The organism is Candidatus Izimaplasma bacterium HR1 (assembly GCA_000755705.1).
Taxonomy (GTDB): domain Bacteria; phylum Bacillota_I; class Bacilli_A; order Izemoplasmatales; family Izemoplasmataceae; genus Xianfuyuplasma.
This window is the reverse complement of the sequence record CP009415.1, coordinates 1,120,838-1,134,643: the sequence shown is the minus strand read 5'-3', so window position 1 is coordinate 1,134,643 and position 13,806 is coordinate 1,120,838. Positions and strand designations below refer to the sequence as shown.

The window sequence follows — 13,806 nt, the reverse complement described above, 5'->3', positions numbered from 1 at the left end:
TTATTTACTCCTACTCACAAATTTCTTTATATTCTATAGCATTTAATAATTTATTTAGTTCACTCTCGTTTTCCATGTCAACTTTAACGATCCAGTTTTCATATGAGTCCTCATTAAGAAGTTCTGGACTATCTTCAAGTTCATCATTTACGACAACGATTGTTCCAGTAATAGGAGAACTAATATCACTTGCTGCTTTAACACTTTCGATAGTTCCTAATTCTTCCCCAGCTTCGATTGCGTTTTCTTCTTCTGGTAATTCAACAAATACGATTTCCCCTAGACTTTCTTGAGCATAATCAGTAATCCCGATATACGCAAATCCATCTTCCACTCTTACCCACTCATGAGTATTAGTATAATATAACCCTTCGACAACTTTGCTCATAACTTTTCCTCCTCTATTTCTTATAATTTTTATTATAAAACTTTTTTGTTCTTACAACAACATTTTTCATTTTACCTCTTACTTCAACAGTTAGTTCCGTTCCAAGTTTATCATATGGACGATCAACCATCGCTAAAGCAACAGTTTCACCTGTACTAGGTGATTTATATCCAGTAGTAACTTCTCCTACTAATTTATTCTCATGGAATACTTGATATCCATGTCTAATAACCCCTTTATCTAGTAATTTTATACCACAAACTCTTCTTGTAGTTTTTTGCTCTTTTTGCTTAACTAAAACATCTTTTCCTATAAAATCTCCAGAATTTAATCTAACTGCAAATCCTAATCCTGCTTCTAATGGTGTAATATCTTTTGAAAGTTCATTACCATAAAGTGGTAATGCTACTTCAAAACGAAGTGTATCTCGAGCTCCAAGACCGATTGGTGAGATATTGTCTTTACCTTTTTCGATAAGTTGATTCCAAATATCGACAATATCACTATGTGTTCCATATATTTCAAATCCGTCTTCACCAGTATATCCAGTTCTAGAAACTAGAACTAAAGCACCATTAACATTTATATTTTTACATGTAAAGAATGTAATTTCACTTAGATTAAAACTAGTTAATTCCTGTAGTAACGTTTGTGCGTAAGGTCCTTGTAGAGCAACTTCAGCGAAATGTTCTGACTCGTTAGACACTTTACAATCGAAAGTATTATTCTCTAAAACCCAAGCATAATCTTTATCTACATTTGAAGCATTTACAACTAATAAGAAATGTTTGTCATTGAACTTATAAACTAATAAATCATCAACAACTCCTCCTGTTGGATAACACATCATTCCATATAGTACTTGATTGTCATGCATTGAAAGTACATCGTTTGTAAAGATATGATCAACAAACTGTGCAGCTTCATCTCCTCGAACACATATTTCCCCCATATGTGATACATCGAATATTCCACATTTATTTCTTACATAGTTATGTTCTTCCGTTATTGATGTATATGAAATTGGCATTTCATATCCTGCGAAATCAACTATCTTTGCTCCTAATTTAACGTGAGCGTCATACAATGCTGTTCTTTTCATATTATTCTCCTTTAAACTGTTTATATGCCTGATAACTACTTCGAACCATTGGTCCAGCAGCTATATATCTAAATCCTAATTCTTTTCCTTTTGCCTTATATAATTCATAGTCTTCTAAACTAATATAATCAACAACTTCAACATGTTCTTTAGAAGGCTGGAGATATTGGCCAATTGTCATAATATTGCAATCAATATCGCGTAATTCTTTCATCAAACTATAGACTTCTTCTTTTGTTTCTCCGATTCCAACCATAATACCTGTTTTTGTTAGAATCTTAGGGTCTAATTCTTTAACAGTTTTTAAGACTTTTAAACTTCTATCTAAATCTGCGTTATCTCTAAAACCTTTATATAGTCTTCTTATCGTTTCCAGATTATGATTAATAACATCTGGTTTAGCTTTAACAACTCGCTTAATTGCATCGAAATCACCCATAAAATCAGGAATTAATACTTCGATTGTTGTATTAGGTACTTCTTGTTTTAACTTTGTGATTACATCAACAAAATGTTTACTACCATAATCTAGTAAATCATCTCTTGTCACGGATGTAATAACTATATGTTTTAAGCCCATAACTTTCACTGCTTTTACTAAGTTATCAGGTTCGTTTTTATCAGGTGCCATTGGTTTACCATGTTCAACATCACAAAATCGACAATTTCTGGTACATCTTGTCCCTAAAATCATAAATGTAGCCGTCTTGTTGCTAAAGCATTCTAATTGATTTGGACAACTTGCTTCTTGACAAACCGTATGTAGATGATTCTGATTTAATAAAGTTCTAATCTCTTTAGTCTTCTTATTTAAATCCGCTAAATTTATCTTAAGAAAATCAGGCTTTTTAGACCGCTTTTTTTCAACTTCACCAAAAAATAATTCTAAGAATTCTCTAGTTTTCAATTTATAGATATATTCCCTTACCTTAGAGCTTTTAGTGACTTCCAAAAAACTTTTTCTTGTAAATTCAATACCAATAAAAGCGTTTTCAAATTCTTGAATTTTTTTGAGACTAAAATAGTCTCCGGTTATTCTTATATTTTTTACTTTATTATTCTTAATATCAACATCAACTGTAACATTTCCTGAAGGAAATTTAAGTTTATTATGATATTCAAATTTTGGATTTTTACCATAATTCCATTCTTTTGTTAAGAATTTTTGTGTATATGTTTCAATTTTTTTATGATCAAGTTCTTCTAAAGGAATTTCGATTGATTTTATTTCATTCACTAAATAATTATAGAACTTATCTATATCCATATCAATCATAGACCCAATGTTTACAACACGTGATTTCACACTTGAAATTGCATGTTTTGTTAGCTTAGATTTATCAGGAGTTAAAGAGCCAATTAAATGATCTAAATTACTATCAAATAATATCGTTCCATGGATTACCATTTTATCTTTATGTATATATTCAGCATTACCACTAAATTTACGACCATTAACTAAAATGTCATTTCTTCCAGTAAATTTCGCCTCTAAGCCAAGTTTATTAATAGCTGCAATAATCTCGTTAACGTGAGAACCAAATATATCCTCATGATACTTTTTATCTGTGATAAAACTAAATTGTAAGCACCCATGATCTGTATAAACAGCACCACCACCACTATTTCGTCGAATGATTTCAATATTGTTTTCATTAACATATTTTTGATCTATTTCAACTGTAGTTATTTGGTGTCTACCGATCATTACAGTAGGATTAACACTCCATAATAAAAAGATGTCATCATCGCCCTTATAATCCTTGATTAAATATTCTTCTAACCCAAAGTAGTATGAGCAAGAGTGATGATTGGTGGTATTGGTATTAATAAAGAGCATGTCATCACCATCTTTCTACCATTATGATAACATATTTTTTTTGGAATACAACCATTTTTTCCAACAAAAAAAAGGTGGTAAAATTCCACCTTTTAATGGTTGTTCATTTTGTCTTTTATTTCTTCATCAAAACGTAATCTAACTTGATGATGAGCAGGAACAACAATCTTCTCATTAGTTTGAGGGTTAACGGCTTCTTTAGCCGGCATTTCTATAGTTGTAAAGAATCCAATTCCTTCTAATTCAACATCATCTCTACTCGCTAATTGTTGCTTAACAACTTCGGCAAAGAATTTAAGGAATTTGTTAGCTTTGTTTTTGCTTAAATCTGTAGTTTCATCCATCATTTCAATGATTTGTTTTTTAGTCTTAACAGCTGGTTTTGGTTTTACAGGTTTTGGAGGTGCAACAGATTCATCTTTTTTCTCTTCAACCTTTGTTTCTTCTTTAACAACTGCGACTACTTCTGGTTTTGGTTCTTCCTTAGGTTCCACTACTACAGGTTCTTCTTTAACTTCTTCAACAACCTTTGGTTTCGGTTCCGCTTTAGGTTCCTCTATTACAGGCTCTTCTTTAACTTCTTTGACAACCTTTGGTTTCGGCTCCACTTTAGGTTCCACTACTACAGGTTCTTCTTTAACTTCTTTGACAACCTTAGGTTTCGGTTCCACTTTAGGTTCCACTACTACAGGTTCTTCTTTAACTTCTTTGACAACCTTAGGTTTCGGTTCCACTTTAGGTTCCACTACTACAGGTTCTTCTTTAACTTCTTTGACAACCTTAGGCTTTGGTTCTTCTTTAACAGGTTCAGGTTCTATAACTTCTTCAACTTCAACACCTTCATTAAGACGTTGCAAGAATGGTTTGTAAGCTATAAAATCAACTGTATTATGTTCCTCTATTTGAATTTCAATTTTAGTTTTAGGATCAATCTCTTTGTGTGCCTTTATATGCACTTTTGCAAAACGTCCAAATTTGGCAAGTTTTACTTCTTCACCTTCAATAACACTATCTTTTACTACTTCAAGGAATGAATTAACAAACAATCTTGAGTTATTTTGTGTCAACTCGGTATTCTTGCTTAATAGGAGTATAAGAGCAGTTTTATTAAGTTTTGTTCTCGCTCTTTCGAGTTTGACTTTCTCAATTCTTTGTTCTTCTTCTTTATTAGCAATTACCTCAGCAGCTTTGTTTTCAGCAGAATGCTTTGCTCTGTTTTCTTTAGCTTCTTTAAGTTTCGTACTGATATTATTAAAGAAACCAGAAATAGAGGCTGAGAGTCTTTTAAAAAATGGCTCTTTGTGAACACGTTGTTTTCGATTCCCACGTCGTAATTTCTCATATAAGTCTTCTCGAGAAACAACATCATCAGATTCTTGTTCTTCCTCAATTGATTTCTTATAATCACTAACACTAAGTAAGTCTGATTCTTTATGCGCTAACTTAAAGAATATGAAACCAGCAAGTATGAATACTAGGGTAACAATAATTAGTGGCAGTAATGTGATTTTGTAGAAAGGATATGCCTCGCCAATTCCACAAGTTCCTGAAGAGCAACTAAATGCTCCAGTCATCATTGCGGCAGAAAAGTCAATCAATGCTAAGACAAAAAATATGCCTCCAAAAATGTAAGCAATTCTCATTAATTTTTCATATATTAATTGTAATTTGGACATCAAATCACCCCTTAGAGATATTGTATAACAATTTCACTACAAATACAAGAAAAAATGGTCAATGATTGACCATTTTTTTATTTCTCCAAGGCTCAAAACGGTTTTTTAGATAGTAAAAGTGTCTATTTTTGACGCATCAGCATGTGTTTCATATAGTTCTTTTGCGTACGATAATTCACCACTTAAATCCTTAGTTCCACTAAAAGAAACTATGAACAAAAGTATCCTCTTTGTCTTTGAAGTAATCATTGTTCTTTCGGTGTCACTTGTGCCACTACCAAAAGGTCCTAGGTCATCCTCATATAAAGGAACATTTTCTATGTTAATTTTACCTCTTCCTATTCCATAATAATCATCATTGATTTTTCCAAGACGAATTAACACATCACCTTGAATTTTATCATAGTCTAATACTGCAATACTCTTTCTAGTTCTAATTGATAATATATTCCCTAAGTCAACTAAATTGTTGATTCGGTACAGTTTATTTCCTTTTGCGAGTCTTCTAATCAAACTCTCAGTAGCTAATCGATATCTACTAGGATCTTTACCGTACTTCTTATAAGCATCACGACCATCTTTGATAATTGGTAAATTCACCACATCTTTTATATCAATTGATTCCGATATCTCTTTTTCTATTGATATAATCAAATCATTAATTCGATTATCCTCTTTTACTTTTACATCAGCTATCATTATCCCTAGATTAAAATTGGGAGTAATTGATTTTAAATTGCTTGAAATTACTATTTTCATAAAGTCACCTCACAAATGATTATAACAAACAAAAAAGGAAAGGTGAAGTTCCTTTCCTTTTATTATTGTGTATGAGTTAATTTCCTAGTCTTAAAGTATCTCTAGCAATCATAACTTCTTCATTTGTTGGTAATAAATATACTTTTATTTTAGAGTCCTCTGAAGAAATTAATCTTTCCTCACCTCTAATTTGATTTTTCTCTTCATCTAGCAAAACTCCGAGAGGTGCTAATCTTTTTGCAACTAATTGTCTAGTAAAAATTGCATTTTCACCCACTCCAGCCGTAAAACATATTGCATCTACTCTACCCATTGTTAATGCATAAGCAGCAACATAATCACAAATCATCTTAACTTGTTTCTTCACAGCTAATAAACTAAGTTTGTCGCCTTTATGTGCGGCATTCCATAGATCTCTTGAATCACTAGAATTTTGACTTAAACCTAAATATCCAGATTTCTTATTTAAGTCATTTATAACTTCTTTTATTGTTTTTGATTCTTTGTCTGCTATAAACTCAACTATTGCAGGATCTATATCACCACTACGAGTACCCATAAGGATCCCTGCAAGAGGTGTGAACCCCATTGTTGTATCAACACTTCTACCACCTTGAACAGCACAAATACTTGCCCCGTTTCCTAAGTGTAAAACGATTGTATTTATATCTTTCAAGTCTTTATCCATTAGTTTAGCAACACGTTCAGCTACATAACGATGACTTGTCCCATGGAACCCATATTTTCTTACAGCATATTTTGTATACCATTCATAAGGTACTCCGTAAAGATAAGTTTCTTCATTCATTGTTTGGTGAAACGCTGTATCAAAAACAGCTACACCTTTAATATTTGGCAATGCCTTTTGAAAAGCTCTAATTCCAGTTAAGTTGGCTGGGTTATGTAATGGAGCTAAGTCACTTACATCTTCAATTGCTTTGATTACATCTTCAGTAATAACTACACTATCACTAAATTTTTCTCCACCATGAACAACTCGGTGTCCAACACCATTAATTTCATTTAGGGATTTAACTGCTTTTAAATCTAGCAATTTTTTCAATAATAACTCAACTGCTACACTATGATCAGAACATACAAATCTTTCAACGATTTTATCGCCATTTAGTTTTATTTTTATCTCTGAATAATCCATCCCTATTCTATCAATCACTCCACTCACTAAAACATCTTCTTGTGGCATTTTTAGTAATTGAAACTTTAAAGATGAACTACCTGCATTAACCGCTAAAATTTTCATACTCATTCTCCTTAATATACTGTTACTTTATTTTTTCCTGTTTGCTTGGAGTTATACATTGCCTTATCAGCACGGTTGACAAGACTTTCTAAACTTTCACCAACATTAAATAATGTGCTACCAATTGAAACTGTAATTTTAACTAATTCATTATTGGTTATGATCGAAGATTTCTCTATAAGAATTCTAAGTTTCTCAGAAACCAAAGATAACTCTTCAGGTTTTGAGCATTTTACCACAACGATAAATTCTTCTCCACCATATCTCCCCAATACATCTTCACCTCTTATATTTGAATTTAAAGTTCTTGAGACTAGTTTTAAAACTTCATCTCCAACAACATGTCCATAAGTATCATTAACTTTTTTGAAATTATCTATATCCATATATAATAAACCAAATGCTTGTTCAAAATCGCTATAAGAGTTAATTAGGGATTTAATTTGAAAATCAATATATCTTCGATTATATATTCTTGTTAATGGATCCTTAGTAGATAAATCTTGAAGTCTTCTATTCTGAGTATATAAGTCTTGTTTATATCTTGAATCTGTAAAGATTTCTAAAGAACCTACTACAACGTTATCCTTATCATAAATAGGAGATGTCCTAACAATGACTGGAATACGATGTCCATTTTTATGATGCAAGAATACACTTGACTCTTGTTTAACACCAGTTTCCAAAGTGGCTTTCAATGGACAACCATCTAAACAGAGTTCTTTACCGGTATGATCCACATGACGTAAAATATTGTTAAAACAAAATGAATTAACTACTTCATCTTTGGAATACCCCGTTATTTTTGTAGCACCATCATTCCAATACAAAATTTGTCTTTGATCATCAACCACATACGCACCTTCAAATAAATCATCTAATACATCTTTTAATACATCTGTTATCATAATTCACCTCGCAAAATACAACTGTTTTAATTATACCATAATCTAAAAGAATTACTCGAAATTTATTTCCTCTTTATATTGTCATTGTGTCAATGTTTATAATACAGAAAGTGGTGAGGCTGAGATAGAATATTTATCCAAGGCAATTATATTGTATTTAAAAAGAGAGCACTAAAATAAAGTGTTCTCTTTTTTGTAGGATTTTGCTTCCTTTTAGTTTAAAACTTGGTACCAGTAGTCGGGGTCGAACCGACACGACGTTACCTCCACAAGATTTTGAATCTTGCGTGTCTACCAATTCCACAATTACCGCCTTATCAAGACGTTTATACGAGCATATCCACGGGCAAATCCGTAAGATTAATTCCTTGATAACAGTGTAATCTATCGGCCTATATTTGTCAATCCCCAATTTAAATGATAGGACAACAATATATTACTCTTTATCTCTTTTGAGTTTCACACTTTGCTCTAATTTTCCTTCTTTTATATCCAAGAAAAAAGACTGTGAATACTGTTCATCTTCATAGAAGTAATTTAAAACGAAATCATATTTTATTGTAGGTGAATCTTTAATGTCTATTAGCAAATAAAAATATACTTCTTCGTTAACCTTCATTAGTTGTGGAACAATATTACTACTCACTACATCAATGTCATTTGTAACAATTAGCGGGTAAAATGCATCAAGAGCTACATTACCAACATTAACAATCTTGAAAATACTCAAATGCTTTGATTTTTCTTTTAATACTGCACTTTTTTCATCTCTCACAACCTCATAATCTTGGAGATATTTAGATATTTCATTTATAGGGTTGGTTGAATACTTCACTTTTGTTTTGTTCAATGTTATATAGTTTTTTCGAGCGGTTAAGGGAATTTTATCTTCTATAACTATTATTGGTTCTTGGCTTAACATAGCTTGAGGATGTAAATTTGCATAATACCTTACTAGATCAAATGAAAGCTTTGGTTTCTCATTATTCCCTATCATTTTATATTCGTTATAATTTATGGCATTAATTTGATTATTTATCAATTCTATTGTTGTCTCATGATTTTGAATTTTAACTTCAAGTTTAGTATTTTGGTTAATTATCTTTTTTGAAAAGTTAAAAGCAATGTTAATAGTTACAAAAAAACTAACTACTAAGGATAAAGCTAAGGATATTTCAAAAGCGACCTCTGGGATTGATTTTAACAAGTCATCAAATATCGTCCCTAAATATGATACAATACTCCACAAATATGCTAGCAACTTCTTCTTGTTTTTGTTCCAAACATCTAAGAAAACTTCAATTATATACTTTTTCATTAGTTTACCTTCCTTTTTTTCAGTGTGTTATGCGATGATACCTTATGTTCTTCTTATCACTCATATGACACCAGCAATTTTCAATATAACTTATTTGTATTATATCATAATTTTTACAAATAAAAACAAACATTAAGTCAAATCTCACATTTTAGTTTCTCTTTTTTGCACATATCTAAATGGATCATATTATAGTCTTGAAATGAATTAAACAGACCTATAATTCATAAGATATAACGACTAACTCAGAACCAAAGCAAAATAGAATATCCCAATTATGATTTAATTAACTATAAGTATCGATTCCTACTTCTTATCTTTCGGTATATGAATCACTGTACTCGCAGACATTGGATTCTCAAAATCATGTATCCTCGTCTTTGTAAAGTCATAAACAAAATGATTGTCTACTACATAATTTTCTAAGTTCTCCAAAGTAGTTCTACAGAATCTATTTACAACCTCCGAGTTTGAGCTTTTATCATAGTGCAATATAATTCCATCAAGTTCAGTTTTCCCCTTAAGAAAATCAATGAATCTGATATCATTTAATACATTGACAGCCCTCATTGAATAGACTTCATTGAGTATAAAACTTGGAAAAAGAATATCACATTGTATAAAGAATATAGTTCTATATTCAACTTTCGTTCCAAAATAAGTATGCAAATTATTGATGTATTGAGGAATCTTCACATAATGCTTATCAAGGCTCCTCACAGTATTGTTTAATAAATTATCAAATGTCAAACTGGTCATAATACTTTCTGTTTCTAAAGCAAAACCTTTCGTTGAGGAAACTGCTTTATCTGTCAAAATATCAAATTGTTTCTCTCTTACTCTCTCATTATATTCTTGAAGGTATGTACTTCCACCCCTATCACTTTCTGATGCATCCACTCTAAAATGTTCAATACAATAAACTATATCTTTGAATTTAAGATACAAGTCCGGACTTTCAGAGAAAACAATATCCTCAGCTTCCGCAAATGCATGTGCAAAATCTTGTACAAAGGATAACTCGCTATTAAAACTTATACTAATCGTATTTCCTATAAGACTGTCACATATATATTTCGAGTCATCAATTTTCATTCTACCCCTCCTATTTTGGTATCAAGGTACTTTTACTATATTTCTATTTTACCATACCTATTTTATAAACTATAAAACATATTATATCTCGTATGAATTCATTCCTATTGCTCACATTATGTAAGCTATCTGCTGTGAGCCCAAATATCTGAAAGTATTATAGATTTAGTTTCATAAACTACAGTATTACCACTTCAAAATACACTCAAGGGTCTTTAATTAGACGTTACCCTCGGTTTCATCATGTTCGTTTAATCTTATTATTCTTCTGACTTTTCTTTCCTTAGATACGATTGTAGAACATAGCTATAATTACTCATTACATTGCATTTAAGTATGCCCCCCTCCCCTCGGGGGCCCACTCCCCACAATGCTCTACATCTAGTGGTTTCAAAATATGGATATAAAATTTTATAACCCAAAGTGTCTATAATTCCACAAACAAATAAACTTACATTCCTCTCTTCACAATACTACTCAGTATAAGTAGAACCATTTAACAGCTTACCCATTAGAAAGTGCAGTATTTGCACCTTAATAAACAGTATCCAACCGTATAACCGTTATTACCGTTAATAACCGTTAATGGGGCTATATGAAATAATCTCAATTATATATATAATTGTTAGTAACTATAAAAATGATTGTCGTACAAAAAAAGGCAAGCCGATTGGCCCACCTTATATATACTTATTTCTTCTTAGTTGTTTTCTTCTTCTTATCTGCTTCCTCACGTCGAGCTTTTTCTACTCTGACATGATAGAACCATTGTGTACGGGAGATTCCAGTTTCAGCGATCAACTGTTTAGCAGTCGCTTCTCTACGGAAGTATCGTTCTATTGCTGCGTCTACCTCTTCAGCATTTTTACGAGGAGCTCCAAATTTAACTCCCTTAGCTTGAGCCGCTGCCATTCCCTCTCTAACTCTTGACGAAGTTATAGCACGTTCATACTGAGCTAAACCGGCCATTATGGTAAAGATAAAGTCTCCCATTGGGCCTTGAGTATTTAACCATGTATCATTTATAGAAACGAAGCCTACGCCTCTTTTCTTGAAGTCATTAACCATGTGGATTAAATCTTGAGTAGAACGAGACATACGATCGATTTCCGTTGTAACAACCATGTCTCCTTCTTTTAACATCTTAATCATTTGCTTATATTGAGGGCGGTTCTGTTTCTTCTTACCACTTACTTTTTCCTCAAATATAATGTCGCAACCATAATCCTTAAGAGCTATTTGTTGACGATCTAATTTTTGTTCTAATGTTGAAACCCTTGCGTATCCTATTATGCGGTTCTTCTTTGCCATAAAATGTTTCTCCTTTATATTCTCATATACCTTGAGAAAATACTCTATGAACACTTTATCATACAAATAAAGAAAACGAGCATTTATATATTTAATAGAAGTTTATATTGAATCTATTTTGAGTTGTATTACTATCCTAATTGATTGACAATTTGTCTTTATAACTTCTTTTATTTCTGAATAAATTCTTCTTTGTTGTAGTCCGGACAATCAGTTGTCACCCAATATCTGAAAATTAATAATTTACAATTATTTTTTAGTTTATATTTGATTTTGTACCCAAACTTAAAAGGTTATGATTTGTATCCTCTAATTTTTTGCATTAATTCCTTATATATAAAGTAATCTTGATTAAAATTCGCTGACATCATACTGTTCACATTACTTCGAGCACTATATTGAATATCTTTGTCAATTTTTGCTTTTATTAATTCGTTGTATTCATACCCTTTTGTAGATATCATTTTCTCTTTATAAACCCTACTTAAATTACTGTAATATTTGTAGATTGATTCTATGGTTTTTTGAGACTGAAATACATATCTAAATGAATCAACAAAGTTCTCATTTTCATGTCTAAATTCACTTCCTAAGAAACCAACGACATAGTACGATATTGGAGTTCTTTTGTCTTCACTTGCCTTTTTAGCTTTTTCACATTTTAAATATAACAAATACAGATATAAAAGATCTTTTCTTGTGAGCTGTCCTTCTTCTATATACTCTATAATCGACATATTGATACTATCTTCAAATTTAAGCACTCTGTTCTTTTTAGTAAAAGCATCATACCCACCCTTACTAAAAGCTAAAATAACTTGAAGTAATTTTTCCAATGAAATCATTATACTTTCAAGATTATTAAACTCAAGCCCAAATAGTTTTCCAACTTCTGTGACTTTAGGTCTGAAGTCATTAAAGTTTTTATTCTGTTTAAACTGGAATTTATCCGATTGTTTAGTAAGTAATAAAAATCCAAGCTTTTCAAAATCTCTTTGTAAATTTGTATATAATCCTTTGCTTGCTTCGAAATTCTTTTCATCTATTTTATTTTGAGAATTATTATATCTAACAATATCCTTATAAAGTTGTTTGTCTTCTTCTTGTTTGGCATTTAAAACTAGCAATTTAACCATAACATATGTATCCTTAAATTTTTCTTCTAGGTCCTCTTCTGGAATCTTAGATAAAACATTATTTATAGTGTTTACAGTCTGACACCCGTTTACAATTTGAGGATTGTAAACTTTAAATATTTTGTTATATTTTGAATTTCTGATTGAATCATTATTTGCAATCTTTTTACAGATAATAGTTATTCCATTATTATAATAGAAAAAGTTGTTCCTATCATTTTCATCATTTAGAGTATTAATGATTTTAGCATTTACTCCTTTATTTCCAAGATATTCTCTAATGTTTTCTTCAAATAAACCGTACCCTTTTTCATTTGCTTCTTCAACAATTCTATGAATTTGAGTTACTGGAGTGAAAATATATTTTGCATCAATCATGCCTGGCAATTTATAACTTTCACTATTTATATTCAAAACAGTTCCTTTATTGATTGTCATTAAATCACAATTAAAATTCTTTTTTTCAATAATTCTATCATTAAAATAAAGATTTCGAATATCTTCTAAGTAATATATTTGAGCTTCAACAATACAATTTAATCCATCAATACCTTGATATTTTTTAATTATGTTCATAGTAGACTGGTCTCTTAGATCATTAGTAATATATAGCCTCAAAAATATTTTAAACTCGCAGTTATCCTTATTTTTATTAAAAATTGTCTGAAGTTTTTTAGATCTTGTGTATTTATCATTAAGCAAAGTACTTATAGGTTTATGAAGGAAATCATTTTGCACATACCTGTAGTCTAACTTATTATCTTTACCATGAAATTTATTTTGAATAATATATAATTCTTTCAAGTCTTCAAAATACACATAACAATCAACGCCATCATCTCTGTATTCTGTTATAGAAGAATCTATAACTTCCTCATCAATATTATACAATCGTGATAGGACCCAATAGTTAAAGGCAAAATCACTTTTCTCAAGTTTCGGCTCATTTAACACATACTCACTCTGAATAAATTCAATATCTTCATTAATTTGATTTTTAAAACTCATAATA

Annotated in this window: 11 protein-coding genes and 1 tRNA gene; all 12 read right to left on the bottom strand. The window is 30.8% G+C overall.

Features of this window, described 5'->3' with window-relative positions; translation table 11 throughout:
- Positions 1 to 10: 10 nt before the first annotated feature.
- Positions 11 to 388 carry a glycine cleavage system protein GcvH gene (gene gcvH / locus KQ51_RS05490; protein ID WP_038469899.1) on the bottom strand — a complete coding sequence of 126 codons (378 nt, stop codon included), beginning with the start codon at positions 386 to 388 and terminating at the stop codon, positions 11 to 13.
- 13 nt (positions 389 to 401) lie between these two features.
- Complete coding sequence (gcvT, locus tag KQ51_RS05485) at positions 402 to 1,490, bottom strand: glycine cleavage system aminomethyltransferase GcvT (protein WP_038469896.1); 1,089 nt, start codon at positions 1,488 to 1,490, stop codon at positions 402 to 404.
- Position 1,491: 1 nt separating this feature from the next.
- A complete protein-coding gene (lipA, locus tag KQ51_RS09660) occupies positions 1,492 to 3,330 on the bottom strand; it encodes a lipoyl synthase (RefSeq protein ID WP_081909922.1) in 1,839 nt (612 codons plus the stop codon).
- A 92-nt stretch (positions 3,331 to 3,422) separates the two neighbouring features.
- Positions 3,423 to 5,006: an HU family DNA-binding protein gene (locus KQ51_RS09430; protein WP_052609248.1), complete on the bottom strand. Its 1,584-nt coding sequence runs from the start codon at positions 5,004 to 5,006 to the stop codon at positions 3,423 to 3,425.
- Between the two features lie 105 nt (positions 5,007 to 5,111).
- On the bottom strand, positions 5,112 to 5,765 hold the full coding sequence (locus KQ51_RS05465; protein ID WP_038469892.1) for a B3/B4 domain-containing protein: 654 nt from the start codon (positions 5,763 to 5,765) through the stop codon (positions 5,112 to 5,114).
- Positions 5,766 to 5,841: 76 nt separating this feature from the next.
- Entirely contained in the window at positions 5,842 to 7,026 is a 1,185-nt protein-coding gene (locus tag KQ51_RS05460; protein WP_038469889.1) for an acetate/propionate family kinase, read from the bottom strand.
- A gap of 11 nt (positions 7,027 to 7,037) precedes the next feature.
- Positions 7,038 to 7,934, bottom strand: a complete 897-nt coding sequence (locus KQ51_RS05455; protein WP_038469886.1) for a sensor domain-containing diguanylate cyclase — start codon at positions 7,932 to 7,934, stop codon at positions 7,038 to 7,040.
- A gap of 226 nt (positions 7,935 to 8,160) precedes the next feature.
- A tRNA-Leu gene (locus KQ51_RS05450) sits at positions 8,161 to 8,248 on the bottom strand.
- Between the two features lie 122 nt (positions 8,249 to 8,370).
- On the bottom strand, positions 8,371 to 9,252 hold the full coding sequence (locus KQ51_RS05445; protein WP_038469883.1) for a hypothetical protein: 882 nt from the start codon (positions 9,250 to 9,252) through the stop codon (positions 8,371 to 8,373).
- Positions 9,253 to 9,558: 306 nt separating this feature from the next.
- On the bottom strand, positions 9,559 to 10,347 hold the full coding sequence (locus KQ51_RS05440; RefSeq protein ID WP_038469880.1) for a hypothetical protein: 789 nt from the start codon (positions 10,345 to 10,347) through the stop codon (positions 9,559 to 9,561).
- 690 nt (positions 10,348 to 11,037) lie between these two features.
- Entirely contained in the window at positions 11,038 to 11,658 is a 621-nt protein-coding gene (locus KQ51_RS05435; protein WP_052609244.1) for a recombinase family protein, read from the bottom strand.
- A gap of 293 nt (positions 11,659 to 11,951) precedes the next feature.
- Complete coding sequence (locus KQ51_RS05430; RefSeq protein WP_038469877.1) at positions 11,952 to 13,802, bottom strand: AIPR family protein; 1,851 nt, start codon at positions 13,800 to 13,802, stop codon at positions 11,952 to 11,954.
- Positions 13,803 to 13,806: the final 4 nt, after the last annotated feature.